The sequence below is a fragment of the Aquipseudomonas guryensis genome, assembly GCF_014164785.1.
In the GTDB taxonomy this organism is placed as follows: domain Bacteria; phylum Pseudomonadota; class Gammaproteobacteria; order Pseudomonadales; family Pseudomonadaceae; genus Aquipseudomonas; species Aquipseudomonas guryensis.
In genome coordinates, this window is sequence record NZ_JACJFN010000001.1 from 1,348,777 (window position 1) to 1,372,232 (window position 23,456).

The 23,456-nt window shown below is 62.4% G+C and carries 20 protein-coding genes and 1 riboswitch; of the genes, 10 read left to right on the forward strand and 10 right to left on the reverse strand.

Annotation, left to right across the window (positions count from 1 at the left end):
- Nucleotides 1–114: 114 nt before the first annotated feature.
- The 3 genes from H3H45_RS06135 to ahcY form a co-directional block, all read right to left on the reverse strand.
- A complete protein-coding gene (locus H3H45_RS06135) occupies nt 115–891 on the reverse strand; it encodes a substrate-binding periplasmic protein (RefSeq protein WP_182832824.1) in 777 nt (258 codons plus the stop codon).
- Between the two features lie 116 nt (nt 892–1,007).
- Nucleotides 1,008–1,853, reverse strand: a complete 846-nt coding sequence (gene metF / locus H3H45_RS06140) for a methylenetetrahydrofolate reductase [NAD(P)H] (protein WP_182832825.1) — start codon at nt 1,851–1,853, stop codon at nt 1,008–1,010.
- 73 nt (nt 1,854–1,926) lie between these two features.
- A complete protein-coding gene (ahcY, locus tag H3H45_RS06145) occupies nt 1,927–3,321 on the reverse strand; it encodes an adenosylhomocysteinase (RefSeq protein ID WP_235983357.1) in 1,395 nt (464 codons plus the stop codon).
- 23 nt (nt 3,322–3,344) lie between these two features.
- Nucleotides 3,345–3,439, reverse strand: a riboswitch (S-adenosyl-L-homocysteine riboswitch).
- Between the two features lie 187 nt (nt 3,440–3,626).
- On the opposite strand from ahcY, the gene H3H45_RS06150 reads away from it, so the two are divergent.
- Nucleotides 3,627–4,073, forward strand: a complete 447-nt coding sequence (locus tag H3H45_RS06150; RefSeq protein ID WP_182832827.1) for a c-type cytochrome — start codon at nt 3,627–3,629, stop codon at nt 4,071–4,073.
- A gap of 1 nt (nt 4,074) precedes the next feature.
- Here H3H45_RS06150 and ligB read toward each other — a convergent pair whose 3' ends face one another.
- The 6 genes from ligB to H3H45_RS06180 form a co-directional block, all read right to left on the reverse strand.
- Entirely contained in the window at nt 4,075–5,748 is a 1,674-nt protein-coding gene (gene ligB, locus H3H45_RS06155) for an NAD-dependent DNA ligase LigB (RefSeq protein ID WP_182832828.1), read from the reverse strand.
- A gap of 112 nt (nt 5,749–5,860) precedes the next feature.
- A complete protein-coding gene (gene aguA, locus H3H45_RS06160) occupies nt 5,861–6,958 on the reverse strand; it encodes an agmatine deiminase (RefSeq protein WP_182832829.1) in 1,098 nt (365 codons plus the stop codon).
- Between the two features lie 59 nt (nt 6,959–7,017).
- Complete coding sequence (gene aguB / locus H3H45_RS06165) at nt 7,018–7,896, reverse strand: N-carbamoylputrescine amidase (protein ID WP_182832830.1); 879 nt, start codon at nt 7,894–7,896, stop codon at nt 7,018–7,020.
- 261 nt (nt 7,897–8,157) lie between these two features.
- Nucleotides 8,158–8,799, reverse strand: a complete 642-nt coding sequence (locus H3H45_RS06170; RefSeq protein WP_182832831.1) for a TetR/AcrR family transcriptional regulator — start codon at nt 8,797–8,799, stop codon at nt 8,158–8,160.
- 104 nt (nt 8,800–8,903) lie between these two features.
- Complete coding sequence (locus H3H45_RS06175; protein ID WP_182832832.1) at nt 8,904–9,980, reverse strand: extracellular solute-binding protein; 1,077 nt, start codon at nt 9,978–9,980, stop codon at nt 8,904–8,906.
- A gap of 135 nt (nt 9,981–10,115) precedes the next feature.
- Entirely contained in the window at nt 10,116–11,495 is a 1,380-nt protein-coding gene (locus H3H45_RS06180) for a glutamine synthetase family protein (RefSeq protein ID WP_182832833.1), read from the reverse strand.
- Nucleotides 11,496–11,772: 277 nt separating this feature from the next.
- Here H3H45_RS06180 and H3H45_RS06185 point away from each other — a divergent pair, with 277 nt between their 5' ends.
- From H3H45_RS06185 to H3H45_RS06225, 9 genes are all read left to right on the forward strand, one after another.
- Nucleotides 11,773–12,525: a gamma-glutamyl-gamma-aminobutyrate hydrolase family protein gene (locus H3H45_RS06185; RefSeq protein ID WP_182832834.1), complete on the forward strand. Its 753-nt coding sequence runs from the start codon at nt 11,773–11,775 to the stop codon at nt 12,523–12,525.
- Nucleotides 12,526–12,612: 87 nt separating this feature from the next.
- On the forward strand, nt 12,613–13,971 hold the full coding sequence (locus H3H45_RS06190) for a glutamine synthetase family protein (protein WP_182832835.1): 1,359 nt from the start codon (nt 12,613–12,615) through the stop codon (nt 13,969–13,971).
- A 64-nt stretch (nt 13,972–14,035) separates the two neighbouring features.
- The gene (locus H3H45_RS06195; RefSeq protein ID WP_182832836.1) at nt 14,036–15,409 is read left to right on the forward strand and encodes an aspartate aminotransferase family protein; all 1,374 of its coding nucleotides are present in this window, start codon (nt 14,036–14,038) and stop codon (nt 15,407–15,409) included.
- A gap of 120 nt (nt 15,410–15,529) precedes the next feature.
- A complete protein-coding gene (locus tag H3H45_RS06200; protein WP_182832837.1) occupies nt 15,530–16,630 on the forward strand; it encodes an extracellular solute-binding protein in 1,101 nt (366 codons plus the stop codon).
- A gap of 228 nt (nt 16,631–16,858) precedes the next feature.
- Nucleotides 16,859–17,953, forward strand: a complete 1,095-nt coding sequence (locus H3H45_RS06205; RefSeq protein ID WP_182832838.1) for a polyamine ABC transporter substrate-binding protein — start codon at nt 16,859–16,861, stop codon at nt 17,951–17,953.
- Nucleotides 17,954–18,005: 52 nt separating this feature from the next.
- Entirely contained in the window at nt 18,006–19,160 is a 1,155-nt protein-coding gene (potA, locus tag H3H45_RS06210) for a polyamine ABC transporter ATP-binding protein (RefSeq protein ID WP_182832839.1), read from the forward strand.
- Nucleotides 19,157–20,065, forward strand: a complete 909-nt coding sequence (locus H3H45_RS06215) for an ABC transporter permease subunit (protein ID WP_407926674.1) — start codon at nt 19,157–19,159, stop codon at nt 20,063–20,065. The genes potA and H3H45_RS06215 overlap by 4 nt, the downstream gene beginning before the upstream one ends.
- Entirely contained in the window at nt 20,062–20,925 is an 864-nt protein-coding gene (locus H3H45_RS06220; RefSeq protein WP_173211203.1) for an ABC transporter permease subunit, read from the forward strand. The genes H3H45_RS06215 and H3H45_RS06220 overlap by 4 nt, the downstream gene beginning before the upstream one ends.
- 131 nt (nt 20,926–21,056) lie before the next feature.
- Nucleotides 21,057–21,983, forward strand: a complete 927-nt coding sequence (locus tag H3H45_RS06225) for a hypothetical protein (RefSeq protein ID WP_182832840.1) — start codon at nt 21,057–21,059, stop codon at nt 21,981–21,983.
- Between the two features lie 57 nt (nt 21,984–22,040).
- Here H3H45_RS06225 and H3H45_RS06230 read toward each other — a convergent pair whose 3' ends face one another.
- Nucleotides 22,041–23,432: an FAD-binding protein gene (locus H3H45_RS06230; protein WP_182832841.1), complete on the reverse strand. Its 1,392-nt coding sequence runs from the start codon at nt 23,430–23,432 to the stop codon at nt 22,041–22,043.
- Between the last annotated feature and the right edge of the window lie 24 nt (nt 23,433–23,456).

Genomic DNA, 23,456 nt, shown 5'->3' on the forward strand with positions numbered 1-23,456 from the left:
GCAATCCCGACCGGTACTGCTGGCCTCGGGGGCAAGCATCCGGGCGCAAGCCTGGCGGGAGTCCCGAGTATAACAGAGCCAGGCCCTTGCGCAGCTACCTGCCCGTCGGCCGATTCACGGGCGTTGCACGGCAGCAAAAGGAGCATGGGTTGGCTCGGCGTAACGTCTTTGCAGCTTGGCGTAAGCGGCTTCGTGCTTGAAACGACGTAGTTCACGGGCAAAGTCCGCGGCCAGCGTTTGCAGCGCGGGATCGCGGCGCAGGGCCAGGTACAGGCGGTCGCGGCCAAGCTCTTGGGTGTTGTAGCCGAGCTGCTGGCCGAGGCCGAGCTGCGCGGCGAGGAACAATCCGGCGCGGCGATCGTTAACCACCAGGTCGACCCGATTGCGCACCAGTTTGCCGAGGTTGGCTTCGTGGCTCGGCGCCTCCTCGCGGCTGAATAGCTTGGAGCGGCGGAAGGCGCTGTCGTTGTACCAATAGCCGGGCGAAGTGCCGATCAGTAGATCGCGCAGGTCTTCCAGCTGGCGATAGGGGTAGGGCCGGTTACGGGAGAAGAACAGCACGAACTGCACTTCGGACAGCGGCTCCTCGACGAACAGCATCTGCTGCTCGCGCTCGGCCAGGCGGAAGATATCGAGGATGGCATCGGCCTGGCCCTGTTCCAGTGCCAGCAGGCAGCGCTTCCAGGGTAGGAACTGCCACTGTACTTCGATGTCCAGGCGGCGCAGCACTTCGGCGGTGATCTCGTAGTCGAGGCCGGCCGGCTTGCCGTTGTCCTCGTAGACGTAGGGTGCCCAGGCTTCGGTGACCACGCGCAACGGCTCGGCCTGTGCGCCGAAGGCAAGGCCGCTCAGTAATAGCGTGGCAATTAAATGGCGCTGGAATAATGGCATTTCGCCAGAGTAATCAGCTTTTGCCTGATTGAAAAGTGACCATGCGGTCTATTGGTCGGGTGAATGGGCAAGAAAAAGCCGGGCAAGTGCCCGGCTCGTTCAATGCAGCGCAACCTTCAGCGGGGCAGCTTGAGGTTGTTCCAAATCGCCAGGCTCGGCTCGGCCTGGTTCAGGGTGTAGAAGTGCAGGCCGGGTGCGCCGCCCTCTAGCAGGCGTTCGCACATCTCGCTGACCACCTGCTCGCCGAAGCCCTGGATGCTTTGCAGGTCGTCGCCGTAGGCTTCCAGCTGCTTGCGAATCCAGCGTGGGATTTCCGCACCGCAGGCGTCGGAGAAGCGCGCGAGCTTGCTGTAGTTGGTGATCGGCATGATGCCCGGCACGATCGGCAGGTCGACACCCAGCTTGCGCACGCGCTCGACGAAGTAGAAGTAGCAGTCGGCGCTGAAGAAGTACTGGGTGATCGCACTGTTGGCACCGGCCTTGGCCTTGCGCACGAAGTTGGCCAGGTCGTCTTCGAAGCTGCGCGCCTGCGGGTGTACTTCCGGGTAGGCGGCGACTTCGATATGGAAGTGATCACCGGTTTCCGTGCGGATGAACTCGACCAGCTCGTTGGCGTAGCGCAGTTCGCCACTGGCCATGCCCATGCCCGACGGCAGATCGCCACGCAGGGCGACGATGCGGCGGATGCCGGAGTTCTTGTACTGCTGCAGCAGGCTGCGCAGCTCCTCCTTGCTGTCACCGACGCAGGACAGGTGCGGCGCGGTCGGCACTTTCACATCGCCGTCCAGTTGCAGCACGGTGTTGAGGGTGCGATCGCGGGTGGAGCCACCGGCACCGTAGGTGCAGGAGAAGAAATCGGGGTTGTAGGTCGCCAACTGACGGGCGACCGTCATCAGCTTTTCATGCCCGGCTTCGGTCTTGGTGGGGAAGAACTCGAAGCTGTAACGGCGTTCTTGACTCATTGCAGATTCCCTTTAGCGGCAGGCCGCCAGTGCGCGAGTCACTGGCGGCCTGAGGCTCACAGCATGCGGCTGCTTAGTAGCGGTAGGCTTCCGGCTTGAACGGGCCTTCCACGGTCACGCCGATGTACTCGGCCTGCTTGGCGGTCAGCTGGGTGACCACGCCGCCGAAACCGCGGACCATTTCCAGGGCCACTTCTTCGTCGAGCTTCTTCGGCAGCACTTCCACGGTCAGACGCTCGGCTTTCTGCGCGGCTGGCAGGTCGGCGAACTTCTGACCGTAGAGGAAGATCTGCGCCAGCACCTGGTTGGCGAAGGAGCCGTCCATGATCCGGCTCGGGTGGCCGGTGGCGTTGCCCAGGTTGACCAGGCGGCCTTCGGCCAGCAGGATCAGGTAGTCGTCGTTGCGCGGATCGAAGTCACCAGCGCCGGTGCGGTGGATCTTGTGCACCTGCGGTTTGACCTCTTCCCAGGCCCAGGTCTTGCGCATGAAGGCGGTGTCGATCTCGTTGTCGAAGTGACCGATGTTGCACACCACGGCGCGCTTCTTCAGGGCCTTGAGCATGCCGGCGTCGCAGACGTTGACGTTACCGGTGGTGGTGACGATCAGGTCGATCTTGCCCAGCAGGTCGCGGTCGACGCTGGCTTCAGTGCCATCGTTGATACCGTTCTTGTACGGCGAAACCACTTCGAAACCGTCCATGCAGGCCTGCATGGCGCAGATCGGGTCGATCTCGGTCACTTTGACGATCATGCCTTCCTGACGCAGCGACTGCGCGGAGCCCTTGCCCACGTCGCCGTAGCCGATGACCAGGGCCTGCTTGCCCGACAACAGGTGGTCGACGCCGCGCTTGATGGCGTCGTTGAGGCTGTGACGGCAGCCGTACTTGTTGTCGTTCTTGCTCTTGGTCACCGAGTCGTTGACGTTGATCGCCGGGATTTTCAGGGTGCCGGCTTTCAGCATGTCAAGCAGGCGGTGCACGCCGGTGGTGGTTTCCTCGGTCACGCCGTGGATCTTGTCCAGCATGGCCGGGTAGCGCTCGTGGATGATCTGGGTCAGGTCGCCGCCGTCGTCGAGGATCATGTTGGCATCCCACGGCTGGCCATCCTTGAGGATGGTCTGCTCGATGCACCACTCGTACTCTTCTTCGGTCTCGCCTTTCCAGGCGTAGACCGGGATGCCGGCGGCGGCGATGGCGGCAGCGGCCTGATCCTGAGTCGAGAAGATGTTGCAGGACGACCAGCGCACTTCGGCACCGAGGGCGATCAGGGTTTCGATCAGCACGCCGGTCTGGATGGTCATGTGGATGCAGCCGATGATCTTCGCGCCTTTCAGCGGCTGTTCGCCGGCGTATTTGCTGCGCAGGCCCATCAGGGCAGGCATTTCCGATTCGGCGATGATCAGTTCACGACGGCCCCAGGCAGCCAGGGAAATGTCGGCGACTTTGAAATCATTAAAAGCAGCGCTCATGCAAAAGCTCTCCATTCGTTGTCTGCGAATGGGCGCCGTTGATGCGTATGGTTAACGCCCTGTCCGAGCCTGACATGTTCTCTATGGTTGAGAGCATGCTGCAGCGCCCCTCAGACAGGTGGCGGGAGCGACCGGAGCTGTGCCGGCCACGTGAAGCTTGGCGATTATAGCCAGCTGCGCAGGCAAGCCCAAGGCTTTCCGTCGCTTATCCGCAGTCTGTGGCGACCTGCGGCAATTGCCCTACTTGGCCGTGGCCCGTTGTGTGGCGATACTGGCGGCCCTTTTTCAGTTTGTCCGCGTTCACCATGAAAGCCCAAAGTCTGTTGCTGCTGTGTGTGTGTGCCCTGCTCGTTGCCTGTGGTGGTGTCGATCCCGATTCGCCGCAGGGCAAGCGCCAGACCCTGTTCAAGCAGATGCTGAAGACCAGCGAAGACCTCGGCGGCATGTTGCGTGGGCGCCTGGCGTTCGACGCGCCGCGCTTTGCCCAGGGCGCCCAGCAGCTCGATGAACTGTCGCGCCAGCCCTGGCAGCATTTCCCGCAGATTGCCGAAAGCGAGCGCAGCAGTGCCAAGCCCGAAGTGTGGCAGGAGCAGCAACGCTTCCAGCAACTGGCCCGTGAGCTGGAAGCGGCTACGGCGGCATTGCGCACGGCCAGCACGCAACAGCCGCTGACGGCGCAGACCGTGGCGCCGCTGGTGCAGCGTGTGGAGGACAGCTGCGAAACCTGCCACAAGGCGTTTCGCGCGTATTGATCTAAAACCCTTTCACCCCGGCCGCGTGCAGACGCTGACGCAGAGCCTGCACGTCCGGGTGCTGGAAGAACGCCACCAGCTGTGCCGCACGCTGCGGGCCAATACCATTGAACGTGTCCCAGGCTTGCGCATCGCGCGCGGCCAGCGTGTCCCAGTCAGCACCCAATGGTGCTGCGCCGCTGGTGGGTAAGCCGAGGGCTTTGAGCCACTGGGCGAAGGGGCGGTGCCGGGCGCTGGCGAAGCTTTGCTGCAGCTGGCTCGCGCTGCGTGCGCCGAAGCCTGGCGTGCGGGCCAGTTCGGTTTCGTCCAGATCGAGCCAGGCGAGCAGGTTGGGCAGCTTTTCCGCCTGCTGCAGCTTGGCCCAGGTTCCTGGGCCGACGCCCGCCAGCTGCAGCCCTTGCTTGCCGCTGAGCCAGGCCAGGCGGGCGCTGAACTGGCTGGTGCAGTAAGGGCTGGGCTGCCAGCAACTCAGGGCGTGATAGGCGGCGGGATCGGGGCTAGCCAGCACTGGTCGCTCGGCGCTGCGCCAGACCACGCCGTCCAGGCGCGGGATGGTCAGGCCGGCGAGGGTGATCGCCACCTGATCGCCGGGGCGGATATCCAGGGCCTGCCAGCGCTGCAGCGAACCCAGGCTGACGCGCTGGATGCTGCGTTGCTCCAGGCGCACCGGCTGCAGTTGCAGCACCGGGGTGATGCGCCCACTACGGCCGATCTGGAAGTGCACGTCGCGCACCTGGGCCAGGGCCTGGCTGAGTGGATATTTCCAGGCCGCGGCCCACTGCGGCGGTTCGGCGGCCCAACTGCTGCCGGGTGGCCGCCGGCCCTGGCGCAGCACCACGCCGTCGCTGGCGAACGGCAGTGGGCTGCGGTACCAGTGCGCGCGCCAGTGACTGGCCTGCTGCAGATTAGTGATGGGCAGGGTCAGCTCGGCGCTGTCGGCGAAGCCAAGGGCGCGCAAGCCCTGCAGGCGTTCGCCCATGCTGCTCGGGCCATTGGCCCAGTCCCAGACGAATAGGCTGATCTGCGCGGTGGTGGCGGCGTCCAGCTGGTGGCGCTGCAGCGCCCCCGCCACCTGGTTGCGCGCCGTGCCGGTGCCGACCTGAGCCTGCACATGGCTGGGCAGGCGCCAGTACAGCTCGCCCTGCAGGATCAGTTCATCCTTGCGTGGCAGCTGTTGCGGGATGGCGGCGATCAGCCGCGCCTGGGCGGTCCAGTCCTGGCCGCGTTGTCCGTCGCCACGGCTGATGGCCTGTTGCAGGAGGCCGTCGCGGTAGTGCAGGGTCACGGCCACGCCATCTACCTTGGGCTGGACCCACAGCTCGCTACGGCCTTGTAGCCACTGCTGCACGGCCTGCTCGTCGCGCAGTTTGTGCAGGCCGGTGTGGGCGATGGGGTGAGGTTGGGTGCCGGGCGGGCCGAGGTTGGCGCGCAGGTCGAGCGGTGCCTGCTGCGGGAAGCACTGTTGCCAGTCCTGCAGACGCTCGCGAGCCTGGTCGTAGAGTTCGTCGCTGACCGGCGAATGGCCCTGTTGGTGGTAGGCCAGATCCCAGGTTTTGAGTTGCTGCTGCAGGGTGGTCAGCTCGGCGCTGGCACGGCTGGCGGACCAGTCGGGGCAGGGGGTGGCGAGCAGCGGGCAGGCGAGGCAATAGAGGGATAACGCGATCCAGCGTGGCATCTTGAGCATCCTTGCTCGGTGGTTGAACCGGCAAGCCTAGATCAAGTCGCTGCAACTGGCTGGGCCGTACCCGCCAGGCAGGACGCTTGGCGGGTACGGTGACGGCACAATATCAGCCAGCCGGCTGCTGCTGGGTGATGCAGTGGATATTGCCGCCGCCGAGGAGGATCTCGCGGCCCGGCACCATCACCACACGGTGCTCGGGGAACAGGCGTTGCAGGATGGTGCGCGCTTCCTCGTCCTTGGGGTCGTCAAAGCTCGGCGCGATGATGCCGCCGTTGACGATCAGGAAGTTGACGTAGGAGCCGGCCAGGCGCACCGCGGGGCTGCGTTCCTGGGTACCGGCGACCAGGTCGACGCCAGCGCACTCTTCCGCGGTGGCGTACAGCGGGCCGGGAATCGGCATCTTGTGCACGACGAAGGCGCGGCCCTTGGCGTCCCGGGCGTTTTCCAGCACGCGCATAGCGGCCTGGCAGCGTGGGTAGTTGGGGTCGTTGACATCGTCGGTCCAGGCCAGCAGTACTTCGCCCGGGCGCACGTAGCAGCAGAAATTGTCGACGTGGCCATTGGTCTCGTCGTTGTACAGGCCGTCTGGTAGCCAGATCACCGTATCGATGGCCAGGTGCGTGCGCAGCATGTCTTCGATCTGCTCGCGGCTCAGGTGCGGATTACGGTTGCGGTTGAGCAGGCATTCTTCGGTGGTGATCAGGGTGCCTTCGCCGTCGACATGGATCGAGCCGCCTTCCAGCACGAAGCCTTCGGTGCGGTAGCGGTCGACGCGCTCGATCTCGAGGATCTTGCTGGCCACCTGGTCGTCACGCTGCCACGGCGCATAGAGGCCGCCGTCGAAGCCACCCCAAGCGTTGAAGCCCCAGTCCACACCGCGCACGCCGCCCTGGTCGTTGATCACGAAGGTTGGCCCGGTGTCGCGCACCCAGGCGTCGTCGGTAGTGATTTCCACCAGGCGGATATTGCCGTGGTCGAGGCGCGCGCGGGCGTTCTCGTACTGGCCGGCGGAGACACAGACGGTCACCGGTTCGAATTCGGCGATGGCCTTGGCCACTGCAGTGAAGGCGGCTTGCGCCGGCTTGCCGCCGAGGCGCCAGTTGTCCGGACGCTCGGGCCAGACCATCCAGGCCTGGCGCTGGGTTTCCCACTCGGCTGGCATGCGGAAGCCATCGGCGCGTGGGGTGCTGGTGAGAGTGGTCATCGGGTCTACCTATGTATGAGCTGTTGCAGGAGCCAGTCGGCTGGCTCCTGGGGGGAACGTTAGGACTCTAGGCTGCCGTCGAGAGTTTTCAACGGGCCGTACAGGTTCGGCCGGCGGTCACGGAAGCTGCCCCAGGCGCTGCGGATATGTTCCAGCTGGTCCAGATCGAAGCGGTGCACCAGGATACCTTCCTCCGTCTCACCCAGTTCCTCGACTTTCTTGCCGAACTGGTCGGCGATGAAGGAGGAACCGTAGAAGTTGATGTGGTAACCGTCCTGGTCTTCGCGGCCGATACGGTTGGACGCTACCAGCGGCATCAGGTTGGCGCCAGCGTGACCTTGTTGCACGCGCTGCCAGTGATCGCGCGAGCTGATGCTAGGGTCATGCGGCTCGCTGCCGATGGCGGTCGGGTAGAACAGGATCTCCGCACCGAGCAGGGCCATGCTGCGCGCGGCCTCGGGGAACCACTGGTCCCAGCAGATGCCCACGCCGATCTTGGCGTAGCGGGTGTTCCACACCTTGAAGCCGGTGTCGCCCGGGTTGAAGTAGTACTTCTCATGGTAGCCGGGGCCGTCCGGGATGTGGCTTTTCCGATAAATACCGAGGTTGCTGCCGTCGGCATCGATGATCGCGATGCTGTTGAAACGGGCGCGCCCGGCCAGTTCGTAGAAGCTGATCGGCAGCACCACCTGCAGTTCCTTGGCGACTTGCTGGAAGTGCCGGATGGCCGGGTTTTCTTCCGTCGCGGTGGCCAGCTGCAGGTAGTCCGGGTTGGGCTTCTGGCAGAAGTAGGGGGTCTCGAACAGCTCCTGGATCAGGATGATCTGCGCACCTTCGGCAGCAGCTTGGCGCACCAGTTTCTCGGCATTGGCGATATTCGCGGCGCTGTCCCAGGAACAGGCCATCTGGGTGGCGGCGACGGTAACGATACGCGACATGAAACACCTCGTAGCAGCGTTGAGAAGGTCGTCTGCAATCGGCAGCGACCTGTGACTGTGCCGTGGTGTGCATCACCATCCGGCAGTGGATGATCAATTTATATCCGATAAAAATCGGCTTAGGAAGTTGTTTTTAGCCTTTGTAGGCAAAAATAGCCGATTTATATCGAATTAAATCCGGATTTATGGCCGAGCAAAACCAGGCCGAGACACTGGGCTGCGGGCTGGGCGGTGGATGGCGGAGGTGCGGGTGGTGGCGCTTCAGCTTAGCGGCAGGCGGCGCTTGGGCAGGGCGGGCGGCAGGTAGAGGCCGAGGTAGGCGTCGAACACGCGCATGCCTTCTTCGGCCAGGCGCGGGGTGATCACGCCGTGCAGTTGCACCGAGCGGGCGTAGACGCGATCACCCAGCTCCATGGCCAGGGCAAACACGTCGATGTCCTCCGGCAGCTGTGGCAGCGGGAAATGCCGCTCGAACAGGGCCTGCATCAGGCGACCCAGTTCCAGGTCATGCTGGCGGTCGGCCTGCACTACTTCGGCCAGGCCATGCTGGGCGAGGATCAGCTGGCGCGCGGCGCTGTCGCGGGCGTAGATGGCCAGCATGCGTTGTTCGACGACACGCGACAGGTCGCGCCAATCCTGCAGCTCGGCATGCGCCACCGGTTGCAGCAGGCAGTCGCGGAAGGCGGCGTGGATGTCGGCGGTCAACGCTTCGAGCAGCGCCGGTACGCTGGCGAAGAAGTGGTAGACGGAGGACGGCGGAATCTCCGCGCGCTCGGCCACGCTGTAGATCGACAGGCCGTTGAAACCCTGTTCGCGGAGCAGCGCGCGGGCCGCGTCGAGGATCAGGGCGATGCGCGCCTGGCTGCTGGCGCGGGGTTTACGGGGGCTGGCGGTGCGGGTCATGCCGGACTCCTGTCCTGAGGAGGCGCTATTGGACGCCAGACAGACAGGGGAGGCAAGTCGCGGGTGGGGCGACCGGGGCGACAGTGCCCCGGCAGCTCAGCGGATTACAGCGGGGCCGCGGCCCTGGTGCCATCGCGGAAGCGTGTCCAGACCTCGTCGCGGGTACTTTTCAGCTTGTCCGGCAGCGGCACCAGGGCGAACAGGCGGCGCTTGGTATCGCGGTCCGGATACAGGCCGGGCTGGTCGCGCAAGGCCGGGTCGAGGAACTCGCGGGCATCGGCGTTGGCGCTCGGGTAGAGGGTTTCCTCGGTGATCTTCGCCGCCACCTGCGGTTGCATCAGGTAGTCGATGAACTTGTGCGCGAGGTCGGCGCGGCGGGCGCTGCTGGGGATCACCAGATTGTCGATAAACAGCGAAGAGCCTTCTTCCGGCACCACGAACTGCACCGGCTGGCCGGCATCGGCGGCGGCCAGGGCGTCGCCGACCCAGGCCACGGCGACGCACAGCTTGCCCTGGTTGAGGTCGTCGATATAGCGCTCGCTGTCGACGTAGCGCAGGTTCGGACGCAGGCCGTCGAGGATCGCGCCGGCCTTGCGGATGCGCCCCGGCGAGCTGTTGCTGAGGCTGCGCCCCTGATAGTTCATCAGGCCATAGAGCAATTCGTCAGGAGCATCCAGCACGCTGATGCCGCAGGTGCTCAGAAGGCTGCTCTGGGCCGGATCGAACAGCAGGCTCCAGCTGTGCGGCAGCGTGCCGCCAAGGGCGGCGGTAGCTTGCGGGGTGTTGATGGCCAGACCGACTGCACCCCACAGGTAAGGTGCGGCATAGCGGTTGTTGGGGTCAACGGCGGCCAACTTGTTGAGCAGTTGCTTGTCGAGGTGCTTGCGGTTGGGCAGGCGGCTGAAATCCAGCGGCTGCAGCTTGCCGGCGCGGATCAGCGCGGGTAGCTCGTCGTGGGAGGGGACGGCAACATCGATGGCGAGATCGCTGGCCAGTGCCTGGTCCAGTTCTTCGTCAGTGCTGAAGGTGTGGTACTCGACTTCGATCCCGGTTTCCTTAGTGAAGTCGGCCAGCACCTGGGGCGCGATGTAGTCGTTCCAGTTGTAGACCCGGATGCTGTCGGCGGCGACCGCCAGTCCGGGAGATAACGCCAGCAACAGCGGAGCAAGAACGCGAAACATGACGACCTCCTTGGTGTGATGGGGGCAATGCAGCAAGCAAAGCTTCGCCAGACCACGTACGGGGAGTGGCGTAATCAGGGCAACACGGGCAGCAGATAAAAAGACGCCGGCTAAAGCCGGCGTCGGGGGTGGTTCTTATACGGTGTGCAGGTACCAGTTGTATTCGAGGTCGGAGATGGTGGTCTCGAACTCTTCCAGCTCGGCTTCCTTACAGGCAACGAAGATGTCGATGTAATCCGGGCTGATGTACTTGTTCAGCACTTCACTGTCGTCCAGCTCGCGCAGGGCATCGCGCAGGTTGTTCGGCAGGCTCTGTTCCAGCTGCTCGTAGGAGTTACCTTCGATCGGCTCGCCCGGCTCGATCTTGTTGGTCAGGCCGTGGTGAATACCGGCGAGGATCGACGCCATCATCAGGTACGGGTTGGCGTCGGCACCGGCGACGCGGTGTTCGATGCGTACCGAGTCCGGGCTGCCGTTGGGCACGCGGACGGCCACGGTGCGGTTGTCGATACCCCAGCTCGGCGCGTTGGGCACATAGAACTGTGCACCGAAGCGGCGGTAAGAGTTGACGTTGGGGCAGAGGAAGGCCATCGATGCCGGCATGGTTTCCAGAACGCCGCCGATGGCGTGACGCAGCAGATCACTCTGCAGCGGGTCGTCGGTGGTGAAGATGTTCTTGCCGGTGGTCTTGTCGAGCAGCGAGATGTGTACGTGCAGACCGTTGCCTGCCTGGCCCGGGTAGGGCTTGGCCATGAAGGTGGTGTCCATTTCATGGTCGTAGGCAATGTTCTTGATCAGGCGCTTGAGCAGCAGGGCGTAGTCGCAGGCCTTGATCGCATCGTTGGTGTGATGCAGGTTGACTTCGAACTGTGCCGGGGCGCTTTCCTTGACGATGGCATCGGCTGGAATGTCTTGTTCCTTGGCCGCTTCCAGCATGTCTTGCAGGCAGTCGACGTATTCGTCGAGGTCGTCGATCAGGTACACCTGGGTGGAGATCGGGCGCTTGCCGGACAGCGGCGAGCGCGGCGGCTGCGGGCGGCCGTTCACGTTCTCCTGGTCGATCAGGTAGAACTCCAGCTCGAAGGCGGCACAGATGGTCAGGTTCATCTCGTCGAACTTGGCCACCACCTGGCGCAGCACTTCGCGCGGGTCAGCGAAGAATGGACGGCCATCGAGCTCGTGCATGGTCATCAGCAGCTGCGCGGTGGGGCGCTTCTGCCAGGGCTCGTTGCACAGGGTATTGGGGATCGGGAAGCAGATGCGGTCGGCGTCGCCGATGTCCAGGCCAAGGCCGGAGCTTTCGACAGTGGAACCGTTGATATCGAGGGCAAATAGAGAAGCGGGCAGGTTGATGCCCTTTTCGTACACTTTATGCAGGCTGTTACGGTCGATGCGCTTGCCGCGTACCACGCCGTTCATGTCTGCAATAAGAAGGTCGACGAACAGGACCTCAGGATGTTCCTTAAGGAACGCGTTCGCTTCGTTGAGCTGAACGGCACGCGGGGGTACCGACATGATGCAACACCTTTTTTGTTAAAAATTTCAATCATGCGTTCGCACAGGTGTGAGTCAATCTTAAACACCCTGTGCTGTCAATAGTTGACCATTCTGCCCTGAAATGGGGCTCGATGGCCAGTTTTGGGGCGTTTCAGGGCTGGTGTAGGTTGTTTTTGGCCTTGCCTGGCGCGGCGCTCAGTGGCCTGTGTTCAATTTTTTACAGCCCTATTGTGTTAAAAATCGAACAAGGCTAATCTCGGCCTCAACCTAATAACAGCAATAAAACAGGTGTCCCATGTCGCGCCTGCCGTTAATCGGCGTAACCGCCTGCACCAAGCAGGTAGGCCTGCACCTCAACCACATCGCTGGCGACAAATATGTCCGCGCAGTCGCTGTTGGCGCCGGCGGTTTACCGCTGGTGATCCCATCGCTCGGTGAGCTGATTGATCAGCCGACCCTGCTAGCCAGTCTAGACGGCCTGCTGTTTACCGGCTCGCCGTCGAACGTCGAACCGCATCACTATAGCGGCCCGGCCAGTGAGCCCGGCACGCCCCATGATCCCTATCGCGACCAGACCACACTGCCCCTGATTCGTGATGCAGTGGCGGCCGGTATCCCGGTGCTCGGCATTTGCCGCGGCTTCCAGGAAATGAACGTGGCCTTTGGCGGCACCCTGCACCAGAAGGTGCACGAGGTTGCCGGGATGATGGATCACCGTGAGCCGGCCGAGCAGCCGGTTGAGGTGCAATACGCTCCACGCCACTCGCTGCAGGTGCAGCCGGGTGGCCTTCTCGCCGGCCTCGGCTTGCCGGACGAGATTCAAGTCAATTCCATTCATGGCCAGGGCGTTCAGCGTCTGGCGCCGGGCCTTCGCGTAGAAGCACTGGCGCCTGACGGGTTGATCGAAGCCTTCTCCGTCGAAGGTGCGCCAAGCTTTGCGCTCGGGGTGCAATTCCACCCGGAGTGGCAGGTACGATCCAACCCGAATTATCTCGCCATCTTCCAGGCCTTTGGTGAGGCTTGCAGGAAGAGGGCGGGGCAACGCTGAGTAGGTGAGGCAACCGGCAGGCGAAACTGGGAGGTTTCGCTAGGCTTTACCGGTCCGCAGAAGCCGCTCTACAACCCTGAGGTCTTTATGACTACCAAGCTGGACCAGCTCACAAGCTGGTTGAAAGAACGCAAAATCACCGAAGTTGAATGTCTGATCAGCGATCTTACCGGGATTGCCCGTGGCAAGATTTCGCCGACCAACAAGTTCCTCGACGAGAAGGGCATGCGCCTCCCCGAGAGTGTGCTGCTGCAGACCGTTACCGGCGACTACGTCGAGGACGACATCTATTACGAGCTGCTCGACGAGGCGGACATCGACATGTTCTGCCGCCCGGACGAGAACGCCGTGTTCCTCGTGCCCTGGGCCATCGAGCCGACTGCGATGGTGATTCACGACACCTTCGACAAGCAGGGCAACCCGATCGAGCTGTCGCCGCGCAACATCCTCAAGAACATCCTCAAGCTGTACGCAGCCAAGGGCTGGAAGCCGATCGTCGCGCCGGAGATGGAGTTTTATCTGACCAAGCGCAACAGCGACCCGGACTTCCCGCTGGTGGCGCCAATGGGTCGCTCCGGTCGCCCGGAAGTTGGTCGTCAGTCGTTCTCCATCGACGCGGCCAACGAATTCGATCCGCTGTTCGAAGACGTCTACGACTGGTGCGAGCTGCAGGACCTGGACCTCGATACGCTGATCCACGAAGACGGCCCGGCGCAGATGGAAATCAACTTCCGTCACGGCGATGCCCTGCACCTGGCCGACCAGATCACCGTGTTCAAGCGCACCATGCGCGAAGCCGCGCTCAAGCACGATGTCGCGGCCACCTTTATGGCCAAGCCGATCACCGATCAGCCGGGCAGCGCCATGCACATCCACCAGAGTGTGGTGGACGTGAATACTGGCAAGAACCTGTTCTCCAACGATGACGGCAGCATGAGCGAACTGTTCATGCACCACATCGGTGGCCTGCAGAAGTACATCCCCGAGCTGTTGCCGCTGTTCGCGCCGAACGTCAACTCGTTCCGCCGCTTCCTGCCGGACACCTCGGCGCCGGTGAACGTCGAGTGGGGCGAAGAGAACCGTACCGTGGGCCTGCGCGTGCCGGAAGCCACGCCGCAGAACCGCCGCGTGGAAAACCGCCTGGCCGGTGCCGACGCCAACCCGTACCTGGTGCTGGCAGCTTCCTTGCTGTGCGGCTACATCGGCATGGTCGAAGGCATCCAGCCGAGCGCGCCGGTCAAAGGCCGTGGCTACGAGCGGCGCAACCTGGCCCTGCCGGTGACCATCGAAAGCGCCCTGGAGCGCATGGAAGCCTGCAAGGACGCCGAGAAATACCTGGGTGCGAAATTCGTCCGCGGCTATGTCGCGGTCAAGCGTGCCGAGCATGAAAACTTTAAGCGGGTGATCAGCTCCTGGGAACGCGAGTTCCTGCTGCTCTCCGTCTGATCGGGTCGGGTGCCGGCGGCTTAGTCGCCGGCACCCTGCCGATTGCGCAATCCTGAGGTGAATGATGACGAACCAAGTGAACAACCCGAAAACCCGCGAGTGGCAGGCCATGAGCCGTGAGCACCACCTTGCGCCGTTCAGCGACTACCAGCAGCTGCACGAAAAGGGCCCGCGCATTGTGACCAAGGCCGACGGTGTCTACCTCTGGGACAGCGAAGGCAACAAGATTCTCGACGGCATGGCCGGTCTCTGGTGCGTCGCCGTCGGTTACGGCCGCGAAGAGCTGGTCGAGGCGGCAGCCAAGCAGATGCGTGAGCTGCCGTTCTACAACACCTTCTTTATGACGGCGCACCCGCCGGTGCTGGAACTGGCCAAGGCGATCGCCGCGATCGCGCCGGAAGGCATGAACCATGTGTTCTTCACCGGCTCCGGCTCCGAAGGCAACGACACCATGCTGCGCATGGTCCGTCACTACTGGGCGTGCAAGGGCCAGCCGAACAAGAAAGTCATCATCAGTCGCCACAATGGCTACCACGGCTCCACCGTGGCCGGCGCCAGCCTGGGCGGCATGAAGTACATGCATGAGCAGGGCGACCTTCCGATCCCCGGCATCGTGCACATCCCGCAACCGTACTGGTTTGGCGAGGGTGGCGACATGAGCCCGGACGAGTTCGGTATCTGGGCCGCCGATCAGCTGGAAAAGAAAATTCTCGAAGTCGGCGAAGACAATGTCGCCGCCTTCCTCGCCGAGCCGATCCAGGGCGCGGGTGGCGTGATCATTCCGCCGGATACCTACTGGCCGCGTATCCGCGAGATCCTCGCCAAGTACGACATTTTGTTTGTGGCCGACGAAGTGATCTGTGGCTTCGGCCGCACCGGCGAGTGGTTCGGTAGCGATTACTACGGTAACAAGCCGGACCTGATGACCATCGCCAAGGGCCTGACCAGCGGCTACGTGCCCATGGGCGGCCTGATTGTCGGTGACAAGGTGTTTCAGACGATCAATGCCGGCGGTGACTTCAACCACGGTTTCACCTATTCCGGGCACCCGGTGGCGGCAGCCGTCGGCCTGGAAAACATCCGCATCCTGCGCGAAGAAAAGATCATCGAGCGGGTAAAGGCAGAAACGGCACCATACTTGCAAAAGCGTCTACGTGAACTGGCGGATCATCCGCTGGTGGGCGAAGTCCGCGGTGTGGGCATGCTCGGCGCCATCGAATTGGCAAAGAACAAGCAGACCCGTGAACGTTTCCCGAGCGAGACCGGTGTCGGCATGATCTGCCGTACCCATTGCTTCGAGAATGGACTGATCATGCGCGCCGTTGGCGACACCATGATCATCGCGCCGCCACTGGTAATCAGCAAAAGTGAGATCGATGAGCTGATCGAAAAAGCACGCAAGTGCCTCGATCTCACCGCACGTGCAGTATTGGTCTGAGGCTTGAGCGACACGCCAGACCTTGCCAGACTGCATGGTGCGTAGGCCAGGCTCACCGGAGGGTGCGTCGCTAAGGTGACGCAGCCCCGGATACTTCAAACGACAATGGAGCTAACCCGCATGATCAAGACCTTCGGTAAAACTTTGCTTGCCATGACCCTGGCAGGCGCCGTGGCCGGCATGGCGCAGGCTGACGACAAGGTATTGCACGTTTACAACTGGTCGGACTACATCGCCCCGGAAACCCTGGACAAGTTCACCAAGGAAACCGGCATCAAGGTCGTCTACGACGTGTTCGACAGTAACGAAGTGCTGGAAGCCAAGCTGCTGGCTGGCAGTTCCGGTTACGACATCGTCGTACCGTCCAACCCGTTCCTGGCCAAACAGATCAAGGCGGGCGTGTTCCAGAAACTGGACAGGTCCAAGCTGCCCAACTGGAAAAACCTCGATACCAACCTGCTGACCGCACTGGATCCGAGCGATCCGGGCAACCAGTACTCGATTCCCTATATGTGGGGCACCATCGGCATCGGTTACAACGTCGACAAGGTCAAAGCGGCCCTGGGTGACAACCCGCCGGTGGATTCCTGGGACCTGGTGTTCAAGCCAGAGAACATGGAAAAGCTCAAAGGCTGTGGCGTGTCCTTCCTCGATTCGCCGACCGAAATTCTCCCGGCCGCCCTCAACTACCTGGGCTTCAAGCCGGATAGCACCGATGCGGGCGAGCTGAAGAAAGCCGAAGAACTGTTCATGTCGGTGCGTTCTTCCACCGGCTACTTCCACAGCTCCAAGTACATCGGCGACCTGGCCAACGGCAACATCTGCGTGGCCATCGGCTACTCGGGTGACCTGTACCAGTCCAAGTCGCGCGCCGAAGAAGCCAAGAACGGCGTGAACATCCTCTACAGCATCCCGAAAGAAGGTGCTGGCAGCTTCTTCGACATGCTCGCCGTACCGGCTGACGCGAAGAACGTCGAGGGTGCCCATGCCTTCCTGAACTTCCTGATGAAGCCGGAAATCATGGCCGAGATCACCAACTTCGTGCAGTTCCCCAATGGCAACGCGGCGGCTACCCCGCTGGTTGACGAGGCGATCCGCAACGACCCAGGCATCTACCCGGATGCCGCGACCATGGCCAAGATCTACACCTTCCCGGATCTGCCGGCCAAGGTACAACGCAACATGACTCGTAGCTGGACCACCATCAAGTCCGGCAAGTAAGCAACAACAGCGACACCCTCCGGCGGGTGCTCCCGCCGGAGACCCGCCAGGAGGCTCATGTGCCATTTCCGTCTACCGTTCCACACGAGCCCCACACAGCTCCGTGCGCGGGCGGCTGGGCGATTGGTCGGAGTTTCAGGGAGCCATTGTCAGGGACTGGCAGAACCCGTTTTCAAGCCCCTGGTCGTGCGTAACGGCCTGAATAGCAACAATAAAGAGGACTGACGTGTGCGAGTATCCATCCGCAAAACCCTGATCACCACAGCGGTTACCCTGGGCATCGCCGGCGCCGCACAGGCTGCACCGACCGTGCATATCTACAACTGGAGTGACTACATCGGCGAGACCACCCTGGCCGACTTCAAGGCCGCCACGGGTATCGAGCCGGGCTACGACGTGTTCGACTCCAACGAAACCCTGGAAGGCAAGTTGCTCGCAGGCCGTTCCGGTTACGACCTGGTGGTGCCGTCCAACCATTTCCTCGGCAAGCAGATCAAGGCTGGCGCATTCCAGAAGCTTGACCGCTCGCTGCTGCCGAACTGGCAGAACCTCGATCCCCTGCTGCTCAAGCAGCTGGAAACCAACGATCCAGGCAATCAGTATTCCGTCCCCTACCTGTGGGGCACCAACGGCATCGGCTACAACGTCGAGAAGATCAAGGCTGTGCTGGGCGTCGACAAAATCGACTCCTGGGCCACCGTCTTCGAGCCGGAAAACATCAAGAAACTCAGCGCCTGTGGCGTCGCCTTCCTCGACTCCGGCGATGAAATGATCCCGGCCGTGCTCAAGTACATGGGCCTGCCCGCCAGCAGCACCAACCCCGATGACTACAAGCAGGCAGAAGCGAAGCTGATGGCCGTACGCCCGTACGTGACCTACTTCCACTCCTCCAAGTACATCGGTGACCTGGCCAACGGTGACATCTGCGTAGCCGTCGGCTACTCGGGCGACATCATGCAAGCCGCCGACCGTGCCGACGAAGCCGGCAAGGGCGTGCAGATCGCCTACAGCATTCCCAAGGAAGGCTCCAACCTGTGGTTCGACATGATGGCCATCCCGGCTGACGCGAAGAACGTCAAGGAAGCCCACGCCTTCATCAACTACATGCTCGACCCGGCGGTGATCGCCAAGGTCAGCGACTATGTCGGCTATGCCAACCCGAACCCCAAGGCCGGTGCGCTGATGGATCAGGAAGTACGCAACGACGAGTCCGTTTACCCGCCGCAGGCCGTTCTGGATAATTTGTTCATCCAGGCCGAGTTGCCACCGAAAGTACAGCGCCTGATGACCCGCAGCTGGACCAAGGTCAAATCTGGTAAGTGAGTCTTTTGCCCGGCCCGCGTGGCCGGGTTCCAATGTTCCAGGAGTTTTGCAAATGGCCGTTGCCTCCAGCGCCTACAAGAAAGCCCTCGAGGGCAACCAGCAACCGAAAGAAGTGCTGGTTAAAATCGATCGCGTAACGAAGAAGTTCGACGAGACCATCGCCGTCGATGACGTTTCGCTGACCATCAACAAAGGCGAGATCTTCGCCCTGCTCGGCGGCTCCGGCTCCGGCAAGTCGACCCTGCTGCGCATGCTCGCCGGCTTCGAGCGGCCGACCGAAGGGCGCATCCTGCTCGATGGTGTGGACATCACCGACATGCCGCCCTACGAGCGGCCGATCAACATGATGTTCCAGTCCTATGCACTGTTCCCGCACATGACTGTGGCGCAGAACATCGCCTTCGGCCTCAAGCAGGATGGCCTGCCCAAGGCCGAGATCGACGAGCGTGTGGCCGAGATGCTCAAGCTGGTGCACATGACCCAGTACGCTCGCCGCAAGCCGCACCAGCTGTCCGGTGGCCAGCGTCAGCGCGTGGCCCTGGCCCGTTCGCTGGCCAAGCGTCCCAAGCTGCTGCTGCTCGACGAACCGATGGGTGCTTTGGACAAGAAGCTGCGTTCGCAGATGCAGCTTGAGCTTGTCGAGATCATCGAGCGGGTCGGCGTAACCTGCGTCATGGTGACCCACGACCAGGAAGAGGCCATGACAATGGCCCAGCGCATTTCCATCATGCACCTCGGCTGGATCGCCCAAACCGGCAGCCCGATCGACATCTATGAAACCCCGGCCAGCCGGCTGGTCTGCGAGTTCATTGGCAACGTCAACCTGTTCGACGGGGTGATCACCACCGACGAAACCGACCACGCCATCATCAGCTGCCCGCAGCTGGACAAGCCGATCTACATCGGCCACGGCGTGACCACCCGCGCCGAAGACAAGAAGGTCAGCTACGCCCTGCGTCCAGAAAAACTGCTGATGGCGACCACCCTGCCGGCCGACCACGAGCACCCGGAATACAACTGGTGCAACGGTACCGTGCATGACATCGCTTACCTCGGCGGCCACTCGGTGTACCACGTCAAACTGACTTCCGGGCAGATCGTGCAGTGCTTCATTGCCAACGCCGAACGCCGTGGCAAGCGCCCGACCTGGGACGACGCCGTGGTGGTGTACTGGGAAGACGATAGCGGCGTGGTACTGCAATCATGAAAATCGGCAAACTGAAACGCTACCTGCCCACCGGGCGGCATGTCGTGATCGGCGTGCCGTTCCTCTGGCTGTTCCTGTTCTTCCTGCTGCCGTTCTTCATCGTCCTGAAGATCAGCTTCGCCGAAGCCGACGTGGCCATTCCGCCCTACACGGAAATCTACAGCTGGGCGGAAAACCAGCTGCAGATCGTGCTCAACCTGGGCAACTACATCTTCCTCAGCGAGGACGAGCTGTACCTGGCGGCCTACCTGGGCTCGCTGAAGATGGCCACCATCAGCACGCTGCTGTGCCTGCTGATCGGCTATCCGATGGCCTATGCCATCGCGCGCGCCAGCAAGGAAATGCAGACCACCCTGCTGCTGCTGATCATGATGCCGACCTGGACCGCGATCCTGATCCGCGTCTATGCCTGGATGGGTATCCTCAGCAACAACGGCCTGCTCAATGGCTTCCTGCAAATGCTCGGCTTCATCGACGAGCCGCTGCAGATCCTCAACACCAACCTGGCGGTGTATATCGGCGTGGTCTATTCGTACCTGCCGTTCATGATCCTGCCGCTCTACGCCAACCTGGTGAAGCACGACCATAGCCTGCTGGAGGCCGCCTCGGATCTGGGGTCGAGCACCTTCAACAGCTTCTGGAAGATCACCGTGCCGCTGTCGAAGAACGGCATCGTCGCCGGCAGCATGCTGGTGTTCATTCCGGTGGTCGGCGAGTTCGTGATTCCCGAGCTGCTCGGCGGTCCGGAGACCCTGATGATCGGCAAGGTGTTGTGGCAGGAGTTCTTCAACAACCGCGACTGGCCGGTGGCATCCGCCCTGGCAGTGGTCATGCTGGCGATCCTTATCGTGCCCATCATTCTGTTCAACCGTAACCAGGCTAAAGAGATGGAGGGCCGCGCATGAAACGCTTCAGCTTCTCCAACTTCATGCTCTGGGCCGGCCTGGCCTTTATCTACCTGCCCATGCTGATCATGGTCATCTACTCCTTCAACGCCTCCAAGCTGGTGACGGTGTGGGGTGGCTGGTCGCTGAAGTGGTATGCCGGCCTGCTCGACAACAACCAGCTGATGGGCTCGGTGCTGCGTTCCCTGGAGATCGCCTGCTACACGGCGATCGCCGCGGTGGCACTGGGTACCGTGGCTGCCTTCGTGCTGACTCGGGTTACCCGCTTCAAGGGTCGCACGCTGTTCGGTGGCCTGGTCACCGCACCGCTGGTGATGCCGGAAGTGATCACTGGTCTGTCGCTGCTGCTGTTGTTCGTGGCGATGGCCCAGCTGATCGGCTGGCCGGCCGAGCGTGGCGTGCTGACCATCTGGATCGCCCACACCACCTTCTGCTCGGCCTATGTGGCGGTGGTGGTGTCGGCGCGTCTGCGTGAGCTGGATCTGTCCATCGAAGAAGCGGCGATGGACCTGGGTGCCAAGCCGTGGAAGGTGTTCTTCCTGATCACCATCCCGATGATCGCGCCATCGCTGGCGGCGGGCGGCATGATGTCCTTCGCCCTGTCGCTGGACGACCTGGTGCTGGCTAGCTTCGTCTCCGGTCCGGGCTCGACCACCCTGCCGATGGAAGTGTTCTCCGCCGTGCGCCTGGGCGTGAAGCCGGAAATCAACGCGGTGGCCAGCCTGATCCTGCTGACCGTGTCGATCTTCACCTTCTTCGCCTGGTACTTCGCCCGCCGCGCCGAGGAAAAGCGCAAGCGTGCGATCCAGCAGGCCATGGAAGAAACCACCAGCGAAACCTGGTCGGCCAAGGCCGCCTGAGTCTCGCAGGCAACACGGCAAAAGGGTCACTTCGGTGGCCCTTTTGCTTTTCTGCGTTTAGCTGTTCAGCGGGAAAATGGGACTGATTTATTTTTCAGTTGATGGCTTTCTGATAAATAAATCAGTCCCCTTTGATTATTCTTCAAGTGATGCAGGAGGCCCTGGCAGCATGCTGCACCCGCTTCAATTCAATAACCCTGTTGCACTCAGCTCCTGTAACAGTCCCTCAAAATGAATGGAATCTTAAATACACGATGAAATTCTTTATATTTTTTGTGCTTGCCGCGCTTGGTTTGATCGCGCAACCAGCATTGGCGAACTATCCGTGCCCGGGTGGCCCCGGGCCTGGTGAACAGCAAATCGGCGTTGGCGGTGGCTCCCATGGAATTGCCGCTGTTCCTCTGTGTGTGGCAACCGGTGGGGGTGGTGATAGCGCTGGCGGTGGCGGTGGGTATGCTGGCTATAGATGTGATGGCTGCAATATTTTTGCCGACCCCGCCCCGCCCAGTTACGACGCCATGAGCATCGCCATCAATGAGCAGGCGGCCAAAAACGCAGAAATCCAGAAGCAAATGCTGGAAGCCGAAGCAAACCTGCAAAAGCTGGAAGCGGATCCGGATTACCAACGCTACAAGCAGGGGGAATGGAAAATATTTCAGGGTAAGAAGGATTCGGCACCCGGAGAAAATTGCGTTGCCATGTGGAGCAAAGAGGGGGGCGCGGTCAGTATTGTCGGTCCTGGAAAGGCCTATCAGGGCGGTATGCTGATCTTCTGGAGCGCGGATATTCCTAGACCATCGAACACGCAAACTGTAGCGGTGACGCTTAAACAGTCGAAGTATCAAGCGCAGTCGGTGAACGCGTTGAATTTTTCGGTACCGAATATTCCGGCCGGTGCGATTGGCCTGACAGTACCGAACATTGACGCAGCGCTGAACACGATGCTGGATGTTGAGCATTTCATCGTTGAGATGGGGGCGCGTGCTGTTGCAGATATCGATTGGACCGATGGCTTGGCGGCGCGTGCTCAGCTGTATCAATGCGTCAGTAACCGCTAGCGGTAACAGTGCAAAAGGGTCACTTCGGTGGCCCTTTTGCTTTTCTGCATGCGTTGTTCAGGGGCTGGTGGCTGGGTAGTAGGCATCCCACAGTGCATTGCGGAACTTGTAGCCGGGGTCAAACCGCTGCTTGAGGGCGAAAAGCTCGGGCGCGCGTGGGTAGGCGGCAAGGAACTGCTCGCGGCTGGCGTGGATCTGGTAGGGCAGGTAGTAGCGCCCGCCGCAGGCCAGGGCGGCATCGATCAGGGCGCGGGTCCAGGCGGCGGCGCGTTCGCGTTCTGCAGTGGAGGTGCCCTGGCGGTAGTACAGCACCAGGGCGAAAACTTCCTCCGGAGCCCAGGCCAGCAGGGTGCCGGGATCGGCCTTGGCGTGGCGGATCGAGACATTGAGCAGGTTGGCCTGGTGCTCGTCGGTCAGTCGCGCCAGCTCGCCAACGAAGCGCTCCAACTGCGCCGGCGGCACGAAGTACTCCTGCAGCACATAGCTGAAGTCAGGTCCGGAAAGCGGCTGCAGCTCGCGTACATCCAGGCTGGCCTCGTGGTTGCGCCACTGCACCTTGGCGCCACGGAATAGCAGCGGGTCGATGGCGGCCTCGCGCAGCTTGATCCCGGCCTCGCCGCTGCCGCTCAGGCGGATACCCGTCTGCTGCAGGCGGTAACTGCGGTCGCTTGGCGTCAGGCGCGCAGTCTCGCTCAGCGGCTGCTCGCTGCGCCGGTAGGACACCGCGCGCACCGTGTCGAAATCGTCCGGATAGAGGATGCCGTTGTGCAGCACCAGATCCGCCTGGCCCTGCACTTCGCGCTGGAACCAGGGACGGTACTCGGCCAGCGGCATGACCCGGCTCTCGCGGGCGATGCGGCTGTTTTCGGCCAGGCCGAGGGTAGCCTCGACTATCACGCCGAGGCCGCCATAGCCGCCGATGGCGCCGTAGAACAGCTCGTGGTTATGGCTCGGGCTGGCCTCGACCAGGCTGCCATCGGCCAGTACCAGGCGCAGGGCGCGCACCGAGCCCACCAGCGGTCCTTCGCCGACATAGCGGCCATGCACGTTGACCGACAGCGAGCCGCCGACGCTGAAGTTGGCGTAGGACTGCATGATCTGCGGCGACAGGTCGTAAGGGTCGATGTACTCGAGGATCTCGCGCCAGCTGATACCGGTCTGCACGCGGATCTCCCGGCGCTCGGCGGAGAACCCCAGCACTTCGTCGAAGTCGCGCATGTCCAGCTGCAGCGCGCCGGCGCTGGCGGTCTGTCCGCCCATGCTGTAGCGCCCGCCAGCGATGCTGATCGGCCCGTCATGCTGGCGCACCGCGTCGATGATCTGTTGTAGCTCGATGGGGGCGAGCACGCGCTCGACCTCGATCGGATTGAGGCCGGTGACGTCATTGACGATTTCGCTAGCGCTGGCTGGCAGTGCAGCGAGTGCCAGGAGAAACAGGAAGGGGCGCATGAACTGTCCTTGTTCGGAGCGCGG